This is a genomic window from Sporosarcina sp. Y1004, assembly GCF_057669665.1.
The window spans coordinates 197,389-217,965 of record NZ_JBYHFQ010000003.1 but is presented as its reverse complement, the minus strand read 5'-3'; the positions used below and the strand labels follow the sequence as shown (position 1 = coordinate 217,965).

The following is a 20,577-nucleotide window of genomic DNA, read 5'->3' as shown; positions in this document are numbered from 1 at the left end:
TCTCATTGAAACAAGTACTATTGACACATTTTAATACGAATCTGGATTAATTTTAGGATACTAGTGGAGGATTGTGGGGGGATGTGGTACATTTATTTCATATAGTGGGGTGAAGAGTATGTTCATGGGCGAATATCAGCATACTGTCGATATAAAAGGTCGTCTGATTGTTCCTTCGAAGTTTCGGGAACACTTGGGAGAAGGCTTTGTGTTGACTCGTGGCCTGGACAACTGTCTCTTCGGTTATCCAATGAAAGAATGGGAACTCCTTGAAGAAAAGCTGAAAGCGTTGCCAGTGACGAAAAAAGATGCCCGCGCATTTGCAAGGTTTTTCTTCTCCGGTGCAACGGAAGTTGAATTGGACAAGCAAGGCCGCATCAATATTCCTTCTTCATTACTCCAATATGCGAAGGTTGAAAAGGATTGTGTCGTAATCGGTGTTTCAGGCCGTATTGAGATTTGGTCTAAAGCATTGTGGGATGCCTATTATGATGAATCTGAACAATCATTCAATGAAATTGCAGAAAATATTATCGACTTTGATTTTTAATGAAAATGAAATTATGAAAGTGGGCGGTTTCAATTTTTAACCATACTACAGTTTTACTTCACGAAGCCGTCGAGGGTTTGGCTATAAAAAATGACGGCATCTATGTCGACTGCACACTAGGTGGGGCAGGTCATAGTTTAGAAATTGCCAAAAAATTATCGCTTGGAGGCAGACTGATTTGTTTTGATCAGGATATTACGGCGATAGAAGTTGCAAAAGAACGATTGAAGGATTATCTTCCCCAAGTTACATTTGTGCATTCGAATTTCAGAAACTTGAAATCTGAGCTGGGTAAGATTGGTATCAATACAGTTGATGGCATCCTTTATGACTTAGGCGTGTCATCTCCACAGCTTGATACACCTGAACGTGGATTTAGCTACAATTTGGATGCCCCTCTTGATATGCGGATGGACACAGATGCTTTGTTAACTGCTCATGAAGTTGTTAATGAATGGTCCTATGAAGACCTAGTACGAATCTTTTTCCGTTATGGTGAAGAGAAATTTTCAAAAAGAGTAGCACGTAAAATTGAAGAAGTTCGACAGCAAGCCCCAATTGAGACAACTGCGGAACTTGCAGAATTAATCAAAATGAGTATTCCAGCGGCTACAAGACGGACTGGTGGGCATCCAGCGAAGAGGGTATTCCAAGCGATCCGGATTGCAGTGAATGACGAGCTTGGTGCAGCCGAAGATTCGATAACGGAAGCAATCACTTTGCTCAATCCTGGCGGACGTATAAGCGTAATTACATTCCATTCATTGGAAGATAGATTATGTAAAACAATTTTTAAAGAAGCATCCTCTTTACCGGATCTTCCACCGAACTTACCAGTTATACCGGAAGGCATGGAACCTATATTGAAATTGGTGACAAGAAAACCTATTGTACCAAGTGAAACAGAGTTAGATGTGAATAAGCGGGCACGTTCCGCAAAACTAAGGATTGTCGAAAAAAAGTAGAGGGGGAAATGTGTGAATGGCATTAGAACAAAGAAAATTCCAGACGACATATGTACGAGAACTAGAAACACCGGATATTCCTAGGAAACAACCTCAAATACGTCCTTCCCGGAAAGTTTTTTCTTTCGGGGAGAAATTCTTATTCGTGCTGTTTTCAACAGTTCTGGTTCTTTTCTCAACTATGATTTTACATACGCAAGCCCAAATTAATGATACCAACAGGGAAGTGCAATTGCTTGGAAGAGATATTACAGAAACATCAAAAAAGAATATGGAATTGTCCATCCAAGTGAAAGAAAAATCCACATATGAGCAGATATGGGAGAAAGCGAAGGAACTTGGCTTGAAGCCGAACGAGAACAACGTAAAGGTTGTGCCGGGACGATGAAAAAAAAGTTTCGATTCCAATGGGGAGCCTTTCTGATGTTTTTGGTATACGGAGGGCTCTTTTTTCTTTTGTTCGGAAGAATTTTGTTCATTCAAGTGACGGGACAAGCGGAAGGTAAAGTGATGGCGACACTTGCCGAAACGAAATACGCTCGAGAATCGGTTTTAAAAGCAGACCGAGGAACGATTGTAGATCGTAATGGTGAGTTAATAGCTTCCGATACATTGAGTTACCGGCTCATAGTTGTATTGAGTGAAAGCGCGAGTAAAGGATCGAAAAAACCATTGCATGTTGTCGATTATGAAAAGACTGCTGAAGTGCTCGCCGAATACATTCCGCTTGAAAAAGATGCAATTCTTTCTCGCTTGACTGAAGCAAAAGACAATGATAAATATCAAGTAGAGTTTGGGAATGCTGGTCGTGACATCACCAACGAAACAGTGTTGGCGATTAGAGAGAAAAAACTACCAGGAGTCCTGTTTATTGAAGACCTGAAAAGGTATTATCCGAACGGTGTTTTTGCATCGTATTTAATTGGATTTGCTATGAAGGAAGAAGATACCAACGGCAATATTGCAACTGTCGGTAAAATGGGACTTGAAAAGACGTATAATGAACAGTTGAACGGGACCGATGGAATAGTGAACTTTAAGTCGGACGGTTTCGGGTTTATGTTGCCAAAAGCGGAAAAAGCAATTGTTGCGCCTAAAGACGGCTATGAAATTCAACTGACGCTTGATAAAACGATTCAAAACTTCGTGGAAGATGCGATGAACCGCGTAGAAAAAGAGTATTCACCGAAAAGTATACTCGCTGTTGTTGCAGATCCTAAAACGGGGCAAATTCTTGCGATGAGTCAGAGACCCACATTTCATCCATCTACTCGTGAAGGACTTACGGAGAATTGGTTAAATCAGGCTGTTGAAACAACGATTGAACCGGGTTCTACAACTAAAATGTTTACAGTAGCTGGGGCAATTGAAGAAAAGAAATGGAATCCTACTGACTTCTATAAATCGGGACAATATAAACTACATGATGTGACAGTACGCGATCATAATAAAGTAGGATGGGGTTATATTTCATTCCTTGAAGGCTTCCAAAGGTCTTCGAATGTATCCATGGCTTATTTACTGGAAAAAATGGGTGATAAAACATTCATCGAGTATATGAGGAAATTCGGATTCGGGGAAAAGACCGGAATTGACTTGCCACATGAAGCATCGGGGAAAATTCTAGACGATTGGCCGATTGAACGATTGACAACTGCCTTTGGGCAGGGCTCCACAGTTACAGTAATGCAGATGATCCAAGCAGGTACTGCAATTGCCAATGATGGTGTCATGATGAGACCGTATGTGATTGATAAAATTACCGATCCAAATACAGGTAAAGTCATTCAAGATCAAAAACCTGAAGAGCATGGAAGCCCGATTTCTGCTGAGACAGCAAAAGAAGTGAGGGAGTTGCTCGCTACCACTGTGACTTCTGAAAAAGGTACAGGCAGAAAATTTGCCCTCGATGGCTATACAGTCGGTGGTAAGACAGGCACCGCAGAAATACCGAATCCATCTGGAGCGGGCTATTTATCTGGTAATGGTAATTACTTGTATTCATTCCTTGGGATGGCGCCAGCTGAAGATCCGCAATTGCTAACGTATATTGTAGTTCAGCAACCGAAACTAAAAGCGGGGGAAATCGGTTCAGATACTGTTTCAAAACTATTTACTTCAATTATGGACAACAGTTTGCGCTACAAGAACATTGTTCCAAGCGGAGATGATATCGTTGAACCGACAGTTCTCAGTGAATATACTGGGAAAGATTCGAAAGTAGCAATTGAAAAATTAACAAAAGATGGCTTTGTTCCGGAAATAATTGGTGAGGGTGGGGAAATTGACATCCAATATCCACAGGCAGGAACGAAACTAGTTAAAGGTTCAGTCGTCCTATTGCGCACAAAGGGACCGAATACATTACCTGACTTTATGGGATGGTCGAAAAAAATGGTTCTTTCGTATAAAATGTTATCTGGACTTGATATTCGGATTAACGGGGATGGTTATGTTACTGAACAAAGCCTTTCAAAAGGGTCTGTAATTGGGGATGATGAGCCCGTAGTGATTCACTTAGAATCACCTTCTGAAATCTATAAACCCGTAGAAGAGACCGAAGAAGAAGAGAGTAAAGTAGGCGGATAACGAATAGCGAACCGCGTCACATCATACGTTGATATAAAAACGAGAGGTGTGTAACCGCTGCGGACGATTATACAATTACAATCTAAAAAGAGATTACGAGCGGTATTTGTTATTTTTCTTATCTGCCTTGCAATGGTCGTTGTCAAGTTATTCCATGTGCAAATTATAAAACATGAATTACTGAAGGGACGCGCAGAAGCAAATTGGGATCGTGAAATCCCGTTCGGCGGGATTCGCGGGAACATAGTAGATCGGAATGGGGATTTAATTGTTGGCAATAAATTGGCACCAACACTGTACTTTATGCCATCTCAAAATCGTGAAGTGAAAAGTGCAGCGATTGCGCTGGCAAGTGTTTTAGAAGTAGACGCTGCTAAACTGGAAAAGAAAATGGCGCAAAGAGAAGTTATGGTTAAATTGGCGCCCGAAGGAAAAAACATTACGAAAGAGCAGGCGGATGAAATTGCTCGACTGCAAATAGATGGATTGTATACGGGTGTCGATTTTGTCAGGGAGTATCCGAATGGCGAGCTGTTATCTAGATTGATAGGCTTTACGGGATATGATAGCCAAGGACTTGCAGGTATCGAGTACGCATATGACGAAATCTTGAAAGGAACTGGCGATAACATCCGATTGTATACAGATGCAAAAGGGCTTCCGCTTCCCCATGTGGATGATGGTTTTAAAACAGGGGTAAAAGGTGCTAATGTCGAGTTGACAATCGATTTACGCATGCAGGAAATAGTGGAGCGGGAACTAATGCAAGCCATGGAAAAGTATGATGCGACTCAAGCACTTGCAATCATCATGAATCCGAAAACGGGCGAATTGCTGTCACTTGCCTCTGCCCCGACATTTCATCCTGCAGACTTTCAAAATGTAGATCCGAGTATTTATAATCGGAACTTGCCTGTCTGGATGACTTTCGAGCCTGGCTCGACTTTCAAAATTCTGACACTCGCCGCGGGACTTGAAGAAAAAGTTATAGATCTTCAAAAGGAACAGTTTTATGATCCAGGTTATGTAATGGTTGGAAAAGCGAGGTTGCGCTGTTGGAAAAGAGAAGGCCATAAGGAACAGACATTCCTTGAAGTCGTTGAAAATTCATGCAACCCTGGATTTGTTGAAATTGGCCAGCGATTGGGACCGGAAAAAATGAATAAGTATATTAGAGACTTCGGCTTTGGCCAGTCGACTGGTTCAGGCATTGCAGGCGAATCGAAAGGGATTTTATTTTCCGAAAAAGCGTTTGGTCCCGTCGAGCAAGCGACAACGGCATTTGGTCAAGGGATTTCAGTAACTCCTATCCAACAAGTTCAAGCGGTTGCCGCAGCGATTAACGGCGGTTATCTGTATCGTCCATACATTGTTAAAGAAATCATGGATGATAAAGGAAAGTCGATCCAAACATTTGAGCCTGAAATGCAGCGACGTGTGATTAGTGAAGAAACCTCCAAACAGGTGAGGGAGTCATTGGAATCAGTGGTGGCAAATGGATCTGGACGTAATGCATTTACAGACGGACTTCGTGTTGGTGGAAAGACAGGTACTGCACAAAAAGTTGTTGATGGAGCTTATAAAGATGGAGATTATATCGTATCATTCATCGGATTTGCACCAGCGGATGATCCTGAATTGCTTGTTTATATTGCAATTGACAGCCCGAAAAACTCAGTTCAGTTCGGAGGCGTTATTGCGGCTCCTATCGTAGGACGCATTATTGAGGAGATTGCTCCGCTTGCTGGAATTACGCATAGGGAAGGTCAAATTGACAAAGAATACAGGTGGGGAGATTCATTGTCACACCGAGTGCCCGATCTAACGGGAATGAAGAAAAGTAAGCTCACAAGTCAATTGTATACGTACCGTATCGAGTGGCATGGTTCAGGAGAAAAAGTGAAATATCAGTTCCCCACAGCGGATACATTGATTACGGTTGATGATATTATCCACGTTTACACAGAATAACACATATAAAAGCAAAGTCTGTGACGGTGTATTTTTACAAACTGTCTCAGAAGGTAGAAGGAGAAAAAATCATGACACTTGTCACTACGTTGACGGCCATTGTGGTCGCGTTTATCATATCTACACTTTTAGGGTTTTTAATCATCCCAGCTCTCAGAAGAATGAAGTTTGGGCAGAGTATCCGAGAGGAAGGGCCTAAAACCCATCAGAAAAAAGCGGGTACACCTACAATGGGCGGGCTCATCTTTATCGGTTCGATTATCATTACAACACTTGGCCTTTCATACATATACGATGTACTGACGACTCAGACGATAGTCCTTTTGCTTGTTCTGATTGGTTTTGGGGTCATCGGTTTCCTGGATGACTTCATAATCGTTGTTTTAAAAAGGAACTTAGGACTGACGTCCATTCAAAAGCTGATTGGGCAAATTATAGTTGCAATTGCAGCATTCTTCCTATTGAAGCTGGGGCCGTTTGATACTGCGGTTCAAATACCTTTTACCGACTTTAAAATAGAACTTGGTATATTCTATGTGGCCTTTCTCATTTTTTGGCTTGTCGGGTTTTCCAATGCAGTGAATTTATCAGATGGACTAGACGGACTCGTGGCAGGAACCTCATCAATTGCTTTTGCTGCATTTGGAGTCCATGCATTGGTTTACGGACAACATGATATTGCAATCTTTGCTTTCGTGGTTACGGGAGCAATGCTTGGCTTCCTTGTATTCAATGTTAAGCCAGCCAAAGTTTTCATGGGTGATACAGGGTCATTGGCGCTCGGCGGTGCACTCGCGATGATATCTGTTTTAATCAAACAGGAATTCCTTCTTATTATTATTGGAATTGTCTATGTCGTTGAAACGCTATCTGTTATTATCCAAGTAATTAGTTTCAAAACGACGGGTAAACGGGTATTTAAGATGAGTCCGATCCATCATCATTTTGAATTATCGGGTTGGTCCGAGTGGAAAATTGTAATTGTTTTTTGGGGTGTTGCTTTCTTCGCAGCAATTCTCCCTGTCTTGTTGGAGGTGATGTAATTGAAGAATCCAAATCAGTTTAAGGGGAAAAATGTTCTTGTCTTAGGTCTTGCGAAAAGCGGTTATGCCGCGGCAAGCCTATTGCATTCATCCGGGGCGATTGTGACTGTTAATGATGCAGCGCCGTCGAAAGGGGATGCGGAGACAATAGAACTTCAAGCACTTGGAATACGTGTTATTTGCGGCGGCCATCCAGCCGATATCCTTGATGAAAGCTATGACTTCGTTGTCAAAAATCCGGGAATCCCTTATAGCAATATTGTTGTTGAAGAGGCACTCCGCAAAGGAATTCCAGTATGGACGGAAATTGAACTTACATCCAGGATAAGTGAAGCGCAAATCGTCGGAATTACAGGATCCAATGGTAAAACAACGACTACGACTTTGCTGTACCATATGCTTAGTATTGGTGGTAAACATCCACTGATTGCTGGCAATATCGGAACAGTCTCTTGCACTGTCGCAGAGAAAGCTACGAAAGAAAACATTATTGTTCTTGAAGCATCTTCATTTCAACTAATGGGAACAGATTCATTCCGCCCTGAAATAGCCATCTGGACAAATTTATATGACTCACATATAGATTACCATGGGACATCTGAAGCATACGCGGAAGCAAAGTATGGAATATCAAAAAATCAAACAGAGCAAGATTATCTTATATTCAATGACGATCAGCCGGAACTGAGTAAGTATGCTGCCCGTTCAAGTGCTAGGAAAATTCCTTTTTCACTAACTGGAAAAAAAGAGCATGGAATATCAGCTGATGATCAGCAAATATACTGGAATGGGGAACTTTATGTAAAGCGTTCCGTCATCAAGTTACCTGGACAGCATAATCTAGAAAATATTCTTGCGGCAACTGCTGCAGCTATTCTATTAGGTTGTGATAAATCAGCAATCGAAAGTGTTCTAAGTTCCTTTACAGGTGTACGACATCGAATGCAGTTTGTGAAAGAATTACATGGACGAAAGTTTTATAACGATTCGAAAGCAACGAACACGCTTGCTACAAAAAGTGCTTTGGCAGCTTTCAATGTCCCAACTATCCTGATTGCGGGGGGACTGAATCGAGGTCAATCATTTGAAGAATTAAGACCCTACATGACAAATGTAAAATCGGTCATTGCAGTCGGAGAGACCGCAGAGACGTTTTCAGAGTTTGCAGCATCCTGTGATGTCTCAGTTATTATTCAAGCTGAAGATATGGAAGATGCAGTACGAAAAGCATATCCGCTTTCAGAGACAGGCGATATTATTTTACTGTCGCCGGCTTGCGCAAGTTGGGATCAATACCCTAATTTTGAAATCCGGGGCGATCAATTCATAAGTGCAGTCATGAAATTGTAGGTTTTTAAATGATTAAATGCTATTCGCATGGGATTTAATAAAAATCCTTGCTTGATCTAGCAAATTTGCGGAAGGATGCGTTCACTGGAAGCTAAGTTGAAAACGTCTTTTATTATTTCTGCCGTGACGCTGTCGCTCATCGGATTGGCTTTTGTCCATTCCGCCGGTTCTTATTGGGGAGCTGTCCATTATGCTGATTCCTCCCCTTTCATTGTAAAACAAGCCATTTATATGGCGGTTTCTATTGGTATTGGAATCATTATCATGAAAAGTCCACTAACATCGAATCCGAAAACGTGGACGGTATTTTATATTGCGATGATTTTATTACTCATTGCGGTTCTTATACCTGGAATCGGCGCAGTACGAAACGGCTCCCAAAGTTGGATTGCATTTGGACCATTCAGTCTCCAACCGGCAGAATTCATCAAAGTCGCATTGATCGGAAAACTAGCTTGTAGTATCGCTAATTCGACTGGAAAAAGAGTTTTCCAGTTTAGTCATATCGGGTTGATACTCTTGCCGGCCGCTTTAATCATGTTGCAACCAGATTTAGGCTCCGCCGTCATAATGATTGTCTCTGCATTTGTTATTCTGTTTATTGCAGGATATCCGCTTCGTTTTTTCATGTTTTTAGGATTGGGTGGAATAGGTGCATTTATCGCGTTGATTGCCGCGGCACCTTACAGGTTAGATCGCATTAAATCGTACATTGATCCCTGGAATGATCCGCTTGGTACGGGTTTTCAAGGGATTCAGTCGTTATTTGCCATTGCACCAGGAGGGTTGGTTGGTCATGGTTACGGGAATAGCCGTCAGAAGTATCTTTATTTGCCGGAGCCCCAAAATGACTTCATTTTCTCAATAATTGCAGAAGAATCGGGATTTATTGGAGCCGCGGTGGTTTTGTTCCTGTTCGGTGTCCTTTTGGCAGCAACTTTCGGAATAGCAATCAGAACGAAAGGTAAATATGCATTTTTAATGGTAGCAGGCATGGGTTCCATGATCATCTTTCAAACCTTCTTAAATGTCGGCGTCGTTTCTGGGCTATTGCCTGTCACCGGTGTCACCTTGCCGTTTATCAGCTACGGAGGGTCATCATTAATGACTACCTGGATAGCGGCTGGAACAATTATGCATTTTACAGTTGTAAAAAAATCGTCATGATAAAGGAGGAGCCGAAATGGACAAAGTCATCGATATTGAAGAGCGAATTCCATCCATGCGGGAAAAACGCCGCAAGAAAACGAATAAAAAATTCCTTTTCATGTTGACCGTGTTCATCCTTGCGCTCCTGGCTATCCTTTACTTCCAATCACGATTCAGTAAGGTAGAAGAGATTACTGTAACTGGAGCGGTTCTCCAACAACCGGAATTTTATAAGGAACAAAGCGGTTTATTAAAGGACAAGTCTATCTGGAGCTTCAATACGGGGGAAGTTGAAGAGTCAATGGAGAAGATTATCGGTGTAGAAAAAGTCTCGGTTTCTCGGAAATGGTTTAGAAATGTTGAAATCGCTGTGACTGAGTGGGAGACTGTTGCTTATATGGAAGATGCAGGGCAATATAGTCTTCTGCTGGAAAGTGGGGAAACATTTCCGAACGATTTGTTGCTTCCAGATGCGAAATCTCCAGTTTTGAACAACTTCAAGTCTGCCAAGATACGGAAAAGGATGACAAAGCAATTGTTAAAAATGGAGGACGAAGTCTTCCATTCCATTTCCGAAATAATATTCACTGGAGATAAGTCAGATACGGATAGTATTACAATCTATATGGATGATGGATTTGAAGTCCGTGCCTTCATCTCAACTTTCGCTGAAAAGATGTCTTATTATCCCGACATCACTGCACAATTGAACGACTATGAAAAAGGTGTAATAGACATGGAAGTCGGCACATTTTTCACTCCCTTCAGCAAAGTGTACGGGTTAATTGAGGAGGAGGATACGATTGGCGAAGAAGACTAATGAGGATTACAAGAAGAGGGGTAGGAGCATACTTTTTTCTGTTGTCTTTCTCGTACTCGGTTTCATTCTCGCGTTTTCATATCGGACTCTTGGTATAAATCAGGAGGACGCAAATTTTAAATCTCCTGCATTTATAAAAGAAGAGGATTACCGGGAAAATTTAATTAGTCAGCAGGAACGGAATAAGGAATTGACAGATGAAATCGCCGCCAAGCAGGAAGAGATACGTGAGTATGAACGTTCATTCTCTACAGGGGAGAAAAATCATGCCAATCTCGTGGAAGAAGCCAAAGATCTCCGCTTGCTGCTTGGCGTAATCCCTGCTGCCGGACAAGGTGTCAAAATTACCATGAAAGATGCCGATTACGATCCGGTTGAACAGAATCCGAATGATTATATTGTTCATGAAAGCCATATTCTTCGCGTTATTAATGAACTTAGGATTTCTGGAGCGCAAGGATTAGCGATAAATGGGCAAAGAATAACATCAAACTCTTACATCAAATGCACAGGACCAGTTATTACGGTGGACGGCAAGACATTTCCTGCACCATTCGTTATAGAAGCAATTGGGGATATGAATGTACTGGCATCCGCACTCCATTTAAAAGGCGGTGTGATTGACAGTTTAATACGGGATAATATTGTGGTTACAACTGAACAATTAAAAGATATTCAACTATCGGCATTACTGGATGAAGGTTGAATAACGGTCTAGGAGGATCCGAAAGGAGGTTGGACGGATGAAGAAAATACATTGGAGATTTACTTTAATCCTGCTCCTAGTTGGATTCATGTCTGCCGTCCAATTCAATTCGTTGAAAAGTCCCGAAGAAAGGGATACGAGGGATATTTGGGCAATCCGTCAAGACTTGGCAACTGAAAAGCAATTTCATTCTGAATTGCTGTCTGAAATTCGTGAATTGGACCAAACGATTATTACATACAAATCGTTGAACGATGAAAATACTGGAACAGCCTTAACCCAAACAGTGGACAAACTCTATCGTCAAGCGGGCGTCACGGACATTCAAGGTCCTGGCATTGTCATCAAGGTAAAGCCTTCACCGGAGAGTGTGGCATTTGGGATTCCGATAACGGGGATATCACCTGATTTGCTAACACGTTTTGTCAATGAGCTAAATAGGTTTAATGGGCTTACTTATGAAATAGATGGTAAGCGGTTTACGATATTGAGTTCAATCAGGGATATTAACGGTATGACAACTGTAAATGGACTAAATGTATCTACCCCCCCGTTTACCATTAAAATCATTTCCCCGACGTTTACGGAAAGTGAAAAGTTGTATAATTATTTATTGGCTTCGACCATTCATGATGACTTTTATATCGACGATTTAATCCTCGAGGTTGGGAAACCCGAAATGGATCTTGAGATACGAGGCTATCCAGACAGATTTGATAATCAATTTTTAGAAGAATTGCCGAAAGGGGAATGACTTATGTGGTTACCTATACTCGGTCTCATAATTGGAATTTCGCTTGGACTCTTGTCAGACATTCAAATTCCACAAATATACGATAATTATTTATCAATTGCAGTACTTGCCGCTTTAGATACGTTATTTGGAGGCATTAGGGCGCATTTACAGCAAGTATACGATGACAAGGTGTTCGTATCGGGATTCTTCTTTAACATCGCTCTAGCGGCAGCACTGGCATTTCTAGGAGTGCACCTTGGAGTCGATCTGTACCTGGCAGCAATCTTTGCCTTTGGGGTCAGGTTATTCCAAAATATCGCCGTCATTAGAAGAATTTTACTTGTAAAGTGGACGGAACGAGGTAAGATTTCAAATACTAATGTATTGTAATGAAAGGGTTTGAACAAAGTATGTCGAAAATATTTAGACAATACGCTCCTGATACAATAGAATGGGAGTTAAGAGTTGATATGGGAGGTGCCAGCAATTGAGCCAATCAGAACTATATGTATCACTTGATATAGGTTCTTCATCGGTTAAAGTATTAATCGGAGAAGTAGATGGTGGATCCCTACATGTTATCGGAGTTGGTAATGTACAATCCGCGGGAATCCGAAAAGGAACAATTATCGATATAGATGCAACCGTTCAGACTATCCGAAAAGCTGTAGAACAGGCTGAAAGAATGATAGGAATGCAAATTCGTGAAGTCATACTTGGTATACCTGCAAATGGCGTACTATTACAGGATGTCAAAGGCGTTGTTGCAGTTAACTCGGAAAATCGTGAAATCACTGACGATGATCTGGATCGAGTCATGAAATCAGCACAAGTTATGTCTGTTCCACCTGAACGAGAAATTGTTAATATTATTCCAAAACAATTCATTGTTGACGATTATGATGAAATAACGGATCCACGTGGAATGATAGGCGTACGTTTGGAAATGGACGGCACGCTAATTACTACATCAAAAACATTGGTTCATAATATATTACGCTGTGTAGAACGTGCAGGACTTGTGATACGAGAAATTTACCTACAACCGCTTGCGGCTGGTACATTCGCATTAACGGATGATGAAAAAAACCATGGTACTGCTTACATTGATATTGGCGGCGGGTCTACGACAGTTTCGATTTTCGGTCAAAACAGATTCATGTCGACAGCTGTTATCCCTGTGGGTGGGGATCATATTACAAAGGATTTATCAATTATTTTAAAAACCCCAACCGAACAAGCAAGAAAAATTAAACACCAGTATGGACATGCATTCTCTGATGATGCATCTGATGATGAGTTGTTTGAAGTGCCTGTGATCGGTGCTGATTCAAAAGATCAATACAGTCAACGATACATATCTGAAATCATCGGTGTACGACTTGAGGAACTTTTCGATCTCATCCTGGAAGAACTGTATCGGATGGGTGTAAGGGATCTACCCGGTGGTGTCGTGTTGACCGGTGGAATAACGAAAATGGATGGTTTACTTCAACTTGCCAGACATGTGCTGAAAACGAGAGTTCGAATTCATACACCTGAATACATCGGGGTTAGAGAACCGATGTATACGACAGCGGTTGGTCTTATCCGTTATGCGCATATGCAAGATTCTTATTTTGGCCATGTACCAGATTCACCGACAGTAGAATCGGATAGTCATTCGGCGGCTCCTGTTAATAAGAAAAAATCGGCAGAACGCAGCAAAGAGAAGAAACCAGGATTAATGGATAAGGCTAAAAGAGTTTTCGATAATTTCTTCGAATAAGGGTATTAAATAATTGTATGTAATGGATTAGGAGGAGAAACGATGCTGGAATTTGACACGAATGTTGACGCGTTAGCCGTCATTAAAGTAATTGGTGTAGGTGGCGGTGGGAACAATGCTGTAAATAGAATGATTGAACATGGGGTACAGGGAGTCGAGTTTATTGCAGTAAACACAGATGCGCAAGCTTTGAATCTTTCTACTGCAGAAGTGAAGTTGCAAATTGGCGGTAAACTGACACGGGGACTTGGAGCAGGTGCAAATCCAGAAGTTGGTAAAAAAGCCGCTGAAGAAAGTAAAGAGCAGCTGGAAGAGGCATTGCGTGGAGCGGATATGGTCTTTGTCACTGCAGGTATGGGTGGAGGAACAGGAACGGGTGCTGCTCCGGTCATCGCACAAATCGCGAAGGATCTTGGTGCACTGACGGTCGGAGTCGTAACAAGACCATTTACATTTGAAGGCCGCAAACGCCAGACACAGGCAATCGGTGGTATTACGGCAATGAAAGAATCTGTCGATACGCTAATAGTCATTCCAAATGATAAGTTACTAGAAATCGTAGACAAAAATACACCTATGTTGGAAGCTTTCCGCGAGGCTGATAATGTACTTCGTCAAGGGGTACAAGGTATTTCTGATTTGATCGCTGTACCTGGACTTATTAACTTGGACTTTGCGGATGTTAAAACAATTATGTCCAATAAAGGTTCTGCTCTAATGGGAATCGGTATGTCAACGGGAGAAAATCGTGCGTCAGAAGCTGCGAAAAAGGCTATCTCGAGTCCTCTACTTGAAACTTCGATTGACGGTGCCAAAGGCGTACTTATGAATATCACAGGTGGCTCTAACCTGAGTTTGTTCGAAGTGCAGGAAGCTGCAGATATCGTAGCTTCAGCATCAGATGAAGATGTGAATATGATTTTCGGATCGGTCATCAATGATAACTTGAAAGACGAGATTATTGTGACAGTCATTGCAACTGGATTTACCGAAGAGCAACTAACGGTATCACGTCCGTCTAGAAGCGCTGGTTTCGGTGCAGGACGTCCACAGGCACGTGAACAACAACAACAACAACAACAACAACAACAACAACCTCCTGTACAACAACCGCCAACGCGGGAACGCAGGGAGGAAGCGCCACAGTTCCAACAACAGGAACCTCCACGCCAACCTCAAAATAATCATCAAGATGACGCGCTCGATATTCCGACTTTCTTACGTAATCGACGCAGATAATAATGAGAAATTAAAAGCTTACCAAAGATGCAATTGCATTTTTGGTAAGTTTTTTTGTGTGGAAATACTATAAACAATCCACAACTATTAGTTGTACAATATATGACGTTGGTGAAAGAAAATCCCCATCTCCACAAAACAGGAGAAAGGGATAAAATTTTACTTACGTCATTTTTTTATAAATGTAAATTGAACTAAAGAATCCTACTACACGCTGATTTCCGTTCCGAGCGGATGCGTTCCGTGGGGCGTGCGGTGAGCCTCCTCGTCGCGAAAACCGTGCTCCTGCGGGGTCTCACCTGTCACGCTAATCCCACCGGAGTCGCCTCTCTGCACTCCAATCAGCTAAAAGTGTAGGGAACGTAAGTTCAATATAAATAGAGAACAAGTAAGATTCCTTGTAGCATTAAAGTCGACTAAAGCCATCATCCAGGAGGGAACTCACTTGTCATACACTAATATTTTAAATCCCTACTCGATATTCAAGACTCAAACATCACTTTTGAAGAAAAGTTCATAAAAGAAGGGACTTTTAAAGGAAAAGTATGAAAAAAAAGTCCTTGGTAAATTGACATATAATCCTACACATTGCGAAGGGTGCGGTGTCGGAAACATTGACTAGACGGTTTATAAAAATGGGACTCAATCGTCTCGAGCTACTTTACCGATTACGGGTGTAAATCCAACCTATTTACTTTTGAAAAAGAACAATCCCTTGCAATAGACGTTAAAGATTGCACTCCGAAAACATCTTCCGTTCATAGAAAACATCTTTATTTACCCTTACAATACCGGAAGGATTGAAGGGATTAACAATAAAATTAAAGTATTGAATCGTGTCGCATATGCATACAGGAATCTCCAGAATTACAAAAACCGTATTATTTTACACTTAAGTTTAAACCATCTGATAAACATAGCGAACAAAAACGATCACGCTCTAAAGCAGCACAATCTAACTGTCGAGCATTTTATGGGATTGGGCAATTTTTGTATACATATATCTAATTTTAAAGTGCAATTTTAGTTGCTTGGAGTGCAAGATGGCGACTCCGGCGGGAACAGCTAGGAAGAGAAAGAAGTTCACTCTTCCCTGGCTGAAGCCGTGCCCGCGGAAAGCGTCCATCTGGAACGGAAAGCAACGAGATATTTGGAAACCTATATAATAAAGGATTGCCGCAAAAAATCAGTTTTACTGACTTTCTGGACAATCCGGCGACAAAAAAATCAATTATAGGCGGCTAAAATACTTCACCAACGTCATTTGACAAAGAACCCAGTTATTCAGTAAACAACCATATGTACCGAAAACCGAAATCGAATTCTGTCGATTTCTTTTTTTTACTTAACCCTCGTTCCGACAAACATTTCATGGCATAGATGATATCGTTGTTTTCAGGGAGGGCGGTTTATGTACGGAGAACTCATTGTCGGAGTGAATATGCTGTTCAATTATGCTATCCTTTCATTCGCTAACAAAGCAGGAAACGTCCAAGCCGCTCGCAGAAGACTAGTGTTAGCCGCTTTTGTAGGTGCTTTGGCTGTCACCATCTTGCCATCTTCAATCGTCACTTTAATTTTTTCCTTTATTTGTATGACTTTCTGTGCATTTGGAAGAAACTTTGGCATTTGGAAAAAGTCCTCGGTTATGGTTTTAATCGGTGCAGTATTTGCAGGTGGTTTACTTACCGCTTTTCACTATCGCATCAACATGTTCAGTTCTTCAATAAACGTTCTAACTTATGCGATTGTGGCATATGTCTCCCTATACTTCATGAAAAAGAAGTGGCTAGATGTCAGAACTGCTCGCCATGTATCGGAGCTTCGTAAGTCATCCATATTGAACATATGGAATGCAAACATTGAAATTGATGTGTTCATCGATTCAGGGAACGGTTGTACTGAGCCGTTGTCCGGAGCTCCAGTTCACTTTGTATCTTTTAAAGTGCTTGAAAGACATATTCCGAAAGATCTACTAGAACCGCTTCTTGCTTGGGATCCACAAAGTACACCCTCAATGTCTGCATTTCCGAAAGCTTATCAAAAACAAATACGGTTAATACGTTTGGTCACTCTTCAGGGACAGTCCTGGGCTGTCGGCTTCAAGTTCGATCGATGGGTGCTTGGTGATGAAGATACAATGCAACCAGGTTATATAGTCGTGACTAAAAATGACCGCCGTTATCCTGATGGTGCTGAGGCTATTTTGCACGTATCCGCAATGGATATATTAAATGGGGAAAGGGGAACTGCTTATGCTACATGAACTAAAGAAGTGGATGTCGGTTATTGCCAGTTTTTTTAAAAAGAAAAATGGCACATACTATATTGGAGGACACGAATCTCTTCCAAAGCCATTAACACGGGAAGAAGAAGCTGAAACAATCAAAGCATTCATGGAAGGCGATATGAACGCGCGTGATAGGCTTATAGAAAAAAACCTTCGCCTCGTTGTCTACATTGCACGTCGCTTTGATAACACCAACACACATATCGAGGATCTTATCAGCATCGGTGCGATCGGACTTATAAAAGCGATTGAAACATTTAAAACTGACAAAAATATCAAATTGGCTACTTACGCATCTCGTTGTATTGAAAACGAAATTTTAATGCATCTCCGTAAAACGAATAAGACGCGGTCAGAAATATCTTTTGATGAGCCACTCAATTCTGATGCGGACGGAAATGAATTGCTATTGTCGGATATACTCGGCACAGATGAGCACATTATCATTGATGACGTAGAAAAGAAAATAGAACGCCAACACATGATTGAAGCGATTACGAGCCTTGACGAACGGGAGCGCTATATTATGGAATGCCGATTTGGCTTGACGGGACAAGTGGAAATGACACAAAAAGAAGTTGCAGAACTGCTTGGGATTTCACAATCTTATATTTCCCGACTTGAAAAGAAAATAATCTCGGAATTACGTGAAAGTTTAAATCAACCCATTGCATAATGGTTGAAATTGGCGAAGCGGATTCCCGCATATTCTGGACAACTGCGGACAGACTATCTTGTACAGTCATCTACAGAATGCGGAGGAAAAGCGAATGGTACGTACTAGAGTAGAAATTTGTGGAATTGATACGTCCGAATTGCCATTACTAACAAATGATGTGATGAAAGCAACGTTTGTCAGGCTTCAAAGTGGAGATCATTCAGCAAGAGAAGAACTTGTTATTGGTAATTTGCGTCTTGTCCTTAGCTTAGTTCAGAGGTTCGCGTACAGGGGAGAACAGGCGGATGATTTATTTCAAGTCGGCTGCATTGGCTTACTTAAATCGATTGACAACTTTGATTTGAAACATAACGTCAGATTTTCAACTTACGCAGTCCCAATGATTATCGGAGAAATAAAAAGACATTTGCGTGACCATCATTCAATACGGGTATCAAGATCACTACGAGACATTGCATATAAGGCCATCAGAGCCAAAGAACAATTCATTAACGACAATCAAAGAGAACCGCGAATTTCAGATTTGTCAGAAGCAACCGGGATTCCTGCGGACGATATATTATTTGCACTAGACGCAATTCAAGATCCCATGTCACTTCATGAACCTATGAATGGAGACAGTGGGGATCCCGTGTTCATGATGGATCAGATACAAGACAAAACCGTGTCAGAAGAGCGGTGGTTGACATATGTATCTGTAAAAGAAACGGTATCATCAATGGATGAGAGGCAGCAATCCATCCTATCCAAACGATTTTATTTGGGACAGACGCAGACGGAAATTGCAAAAGAATTGGGCATTTCTCAAGCGCAAATATCAAGATTAGAGAAGAGTGCAGTTAAAACGATACGAGAAGGAATGGAACAAAATTGATAATAGTAACGCAATGCAGCGATTGCATTGCGTTATTTTTTTGTTCGTGTGCATATATTCAATCATAGGAGGGGTTTTATGAAGTTTTCAGAAATGCAAAAAAAAGAAGTTATTGATGCAACTAAGGGTTCGTTCCTAGGTTTTGTTCAAGATGCCACAATTGATATTGTTACGGGAAAAGTCGAAACATTGCTTGTCGGAGGTGGAGATCGAAGCAGTTTTTTTGATGGAAAAGACAAAGATACTAAAAGTGTCAATCTAAAAGACATTACAACAATAGGAAAAGATATCGTACTTGTAGGTAAAAAGGTATCAGGAAAATGATTTATAATTGATATGTACGGGCTAGGTTGGTACAATGAAATGAAAGATATATGAAAAGTAGTGATAATAATGGAAAACCTTCAAAGTCGGATAGAAGAAATTGAACAAATTATACAAATTACGTGTGATCGAGCAGGTCGAAAAAGGTCGGAAATAACGGTCGTTGCCGTCACAAAGGAAGTTTCGGTAGCAAGAACCTCTGAAATTTTGGAAACAGGTATTCAACATCTGGGTGAAAATCGTCCCGAAGTTCTTCTTGAGAAGCAGGTAACAATTCAAAATGATGCGATATGGCATTTTATTGGTAATGTTCAAAGTCGAAAAGTAAAAGATATCATAAACAAGATTGATTACCTACATTCAGTAGACAGACTTAGTTTACTAAAAGAGATTCAAAAGCGTGCAAACCATACAATCGAGTGTTTTATTCAAGTGAATGTCTCTGGTGAAACAACTAAATCTGGTGTCATGCCAGATGAGCTTGAAAGCTTCATTGATGAAGCTGCGGCTTTTGATAAAATCCGAATTATAGGCCTTATGACAATGGCTCCATTCACTGAGGATATGAATGCAATCCGTACAGTTTTCCGTTCATTAAGGGAACTCAGAGACAGCATCTCAGTTAAAGAACTGACACATGCACCTTGTACTCAACTATCAATGGGAATGTCGAACGATTTCACAGTCGCTATTGAAGAAGGGGCAACCCATGTTAGAATCGGTACCGCACTAGTCGGAGCAGAAAACGGGGGAGAAACATGAGCATCAAAAACAAATTTGAGAAGTGGTTTTATCTGGAAGATGAAGAAAGCGACGTTAAAGAACAACCGATTCGTGAAGAACAGCGACCAGTACAAGAGCAACCTCGCAGAGTACCTGCCCGAAAACAAACAACCGGAGAACCACAGCAATCTGCTACGGTCGTCAGTTTGCAAAGTCTCCAGAAGTCTTCAAAAGTCGTTCTTATCGAACCACGTGTTTATGCAGAAGCCCAAGATATATCCGAACACTTGAAAAATAAACGCGCTGTTGTAGTGAATTTACAGCGAATCGAACGGGACCAGGGAATTCGAATTGTCGATTTCTTGAGCGGTACAGTTTATGCAATAGGCGGAGACATTCAACGGATTGGGACGGATATTTTCCTATGCGTTCCTGAAAATGTAGAAGTTGATGGCGCAATCTCCGATTATTTTGAAAGATAGAAATTGAATGAGGTGTACGGAATAGAATGGCAGAGATCATAACATTACTTTATAGAGGTATAGCATGGCTAATTCAAATTTACTCAATACTACTTATTATATATATCCTTATGTCTTGGGTACCAGCTTCACGTGAAACTAAGTTTGGTAAAATGCTTGAAAAGATTGCAGAGCCTTATTTAGGTTTTTTCAGAAAGTTCATTCCATCACTAGGTATGATTGATATTTCACCAATCGTAGGTTTATTCGCTTTGAGCTTAATCTCAAAGGGGATTTTTGAAGTATATAAAATGATTATGTTATCCTCACTTATGTGAGG

At 41.1% G+C, this 20,577-nt stretch carries 21 protein-coding genes and 1 pseudogene; all 22 read left to right on the top strand.

Features of this window, described 5'->3' with window-relative positions; translation table 11 throughout:
• The first annotated feature begins 118 nt into the window (after window positions 1-118).
• The gene (mraZ, locus tag AC25Y6_RS03930) at window positions 119-550 is read left to right on the top strand and encodes a division/cell wall cluster transcriptional repressor MraZ (RefSeq protein ID WP_482100352.1); all 432 of its coding nucleotides are present in this window, start codon (window positions 119-121) and stop codon (window positions 548-550) included.
• A gap of 32 nt (window positions 551-582) precedes the next feature.
• A complete protein-coding gene (gene rsmH / locus AC25Y6_RS03925) occupies window positions 583-1,515 on the top strand; it encodes a 16S rRNA (cytosine(1402)-N(4))-methyltransferase RsmH (RefSeq protein ID WP_488142117.1) in 933 nt (310 codons plus the stop codon).
• Between the two features lie 16 nt (window positions 1,516-1,531).
• The gene (gene ftsL / locus AC25Y6_RS03920; RefSeq protein ID WP_482100353.1) at window positions 1,532-1,903 is read left to right on the top strand and encodes a cell division protein FtsL; all 372 of its coding nucleotides are present in this window, start codon (window positions 1,532-1,534) and stop codon (window positions 1,901-1,903) included.
• Window positions 1,904-1,938: 35 nt separating this feature from the next.
• Complete coding sequence (locus AC25Y6_RS03915; RefSeq protein WP_488142105.1) at window positions 1,939-4,104, top strand: penicillin-binding protein; 2,166 nt, start codon at window positions 1,939-1,941, stop codon at window positions 4,102-4,104.
• Window positions 4,105-4,236: 132 nt separating this feature from the next.
• Window positions 4,237-6,075, top strand: a complete 1,839-nt coding sequence (locus tag AC25Y6_RS03910) for a penicillin-binding transpeptidase domain-containing protein (protein ID WP_488142104.1) — start codon at window positions 4,237-4,239, stop codon at window positions 6,073-6,075.
• A gap of 71 nt (window positions 6,076-6,146) precedes the next feature.
• Window positions 6,147-7,118 (top strand): phospho-N-acetylmuramoyl-pentapeptide-transferase, encoded by a 972-nt coding sequence (mraY, locus tag AC25Y6_RS03905; protein ID WP_482103897.1) that lies wholly within the window; start codon window positions 6,147-6,149, stop codon window positions 7,116-7,118.
• On the top strand, window positions 7,119-8,468 hold the full coding sequence (gene murD, locus AC25Y6_RS03900; protein ID WP_488142103.1) for a UDP-N-acetylmuramoyl-L-alanine--D-glutamate ligase: 1,350 nt from the start codon (window positions 7,119-7,121) through the stop codon (window positions 8,466-8,468).
• Between the two features lie 75 nt (window positions 8,469-8,543).
• A complete protein-coding gene (locus tag AC25Y6_RS03895; protein ID WP_482100357.1) occupies window positions 8,544-9,635 on the top strand; it encodes an FtsW/RodA/SpoVE family cell cycle protein in 1,092 nt (363 codons plus the stop codon).
• Window positions 9,636-9,651: 16 nt separating this feature from the next.
• On the top strand, window positions 9,652-10,437 hold the full coding sequence (locus AC25Y6_RS03890) for a cell division protein FtsQ/DivIB (RefSeq protein WP_482100358.1): 786 nt from the start codon (window positions 9,652-9,654) through the stop codon (window positions 10,435-10,437).
• Window positions 10,421-11,143 (top strand): DUF881 domain-containing protein, encoded by a 723-nt coding sequence (locus tag AC25Y6_RS03885; protein ID WP_482100359.1) that lies wholly within the window; start codon window positions 10,421-10,423, stop codon window positions 11,141-11,143. The genes AC25Y6_RS03890 and AC25Y6_RS03885 overlap by 17 nt, the downstream gene beginning before the upstream one ends.
• Before the next feature lie 37 nt (window positions 11,144-11,180).
• The gene (locus tag AC25Y6_RS03880; RefSeq protein ID WP_488142102.1) at window positions 11,181-11,897 is read left to right on the top strand and encodes a DUF881 domain-containing protein; all 717 of its coding nucleotides are present in this window, start codon (window positions 11,181-11,183) and stop codon (window positions 11,895-11,897) included.
• 3 nt (window positions 11,898-11,900) lie between these two features.
• The gene (locus tag AC25Y6_RS03875) at window positions 11,901-12,269 is read left to right on the top strand and encodes a small basic family protein (protein ID WP_482100361.1); all 369 of its coding nucleotides are present in this window, start codon (window positions 11,901-11,903) and stop codon (window positions 12,267-12,269) included.
• A 97-nt stretch (window positions 12,270-12,366) separates the two neighbouring features.
• The gene (gene ftsA, locus AC25Y6_RS03870; protein WP_482100362.1) at window positions 12,367-13,647 is read left to right on the top strand and encodes a cell division protein FtsA; all 1,281 of its coding nucleotides are present in this window, start codon (window positions 12,367-12,369) and stop codon (window positions 13,645-13,647) included.
• A 42-nt stretch (window positions 13,648-13,689) separates the two neighbouring features.
• Window positions 13,690-14,886 carry a cell division protein FtsZ gene (ftsZ, locus tag AC25Y6_RS03865; RefSeq protein ID WP_488142101.1) on the top strand — a complete coding sequence of 399 codons (1,197 nt, stop codon included), beginning with the start codon at window positions 13,690-13,692 and terminating at the stop codon, window positions 14,884-14,886.
• Window positions 14,887-15,625: 739 nt separating this feature from the next.
• A pseudogene (locus tag AC25Y6_RS03860) lies at window positions 15,626-15,775 on the top strand (transposase); the annotation flags it as partial.
• 522 nt (window positions 15,776-16,297) lie between these two features.
• The gene (locus tag AC25Y6_RS03855; RefSeq protein WP_482100364.1) at window positions 16,298-17,152 is read left to right on the top strand and encodes a sigma-E processing peptidase SpoIIGA; all 855 of its coding nucleotides are present in this window, start codon (window positions 16,298-16,300) and stop codon (window positions 17,150-17,152) included.
• Window positions 17,142-17,852 carry an RNA polymerase sporulation sigma factor SigE gene (gene sigE / locus AC25Y6_RS03850; RefSeq protein ID WP_482100365.1) on the top strand — a complete coding sequence of 237 codons (711 nt, stop codon included), beginning with the start codon at window positions 17,142-17,144 and terminating at the stop codon, window positions 17,850-17,852. Before AC25Y6_RS03855 ends, sigE begins: the two co-directional genes overlap by 11 nt.
• A 94-nt stretch (window positions 17,853-17,946) precedes the next feature.
• Window positions 17,947-18,729, top strand: coding sequence for an RNA polymerase sporulation sigma factor SigG (gene sigG, locus AC25Y6_RS03845; protein WP_482100366.1), 783 nt, complete (start codon window positions 17,947-17,949; stop codon window positions 18,727-18,729).
• Between the two features lie 78 nt (window positions 18,730-18,807).
• Window positions 18,808-19,053, top strand: coding sequence for a PRC-barrel domain-containing protein (locus AC25Y6_RS03840; protein WP_482100367.1), 246 nt, complete (start codon window positions 18,808-18,810; stop codon window positions 19,051-19,053).
• 69 nt (window positions 19,054-19,122) lie between these two features.
• Window positions 19,123-19,815, top strand: coding sequence for a YggS family pyridoxal phosphate-dependent enzyme (locus AC25Y6_RS03835; RefSeq protein ID WP_488142100.1), 693 nt, complete (start codon window positions 19,123-19,125; stop codon window positions 19,813-19,815).
• On the top strand, window positions 19,812-20,258 hold the full coding sequence (locus AC25Y6_RS03830; protein WP_482100369.1) for a cell division protein SepF: 447 nt from the start codon (window positions 19,812-19,814) through the stop codon (window positions 20,256-20,258). Before AC25Y6_RS03835 ends, AC25Y6_RS03830 begins: the two co-directional genes overlap by 4 nt.
• 26 nt (window positions 20,259-20,284) lie before the next feature.
• Window positions 20,285-20,575 carry a YggT family protein gene (locus tag AC25Y6_RS03825; protein WP_488139419.1) on the top strand — a complete coding sequence of 97 codons (291 nt, stop codon included), beginning with the start codon at window positions 20,285-20,287 and terminating at the stop codon, window positions 20,573-20,575.
• Window positions 20,576-20,577 lie beyond the last annotated feature (2 nt).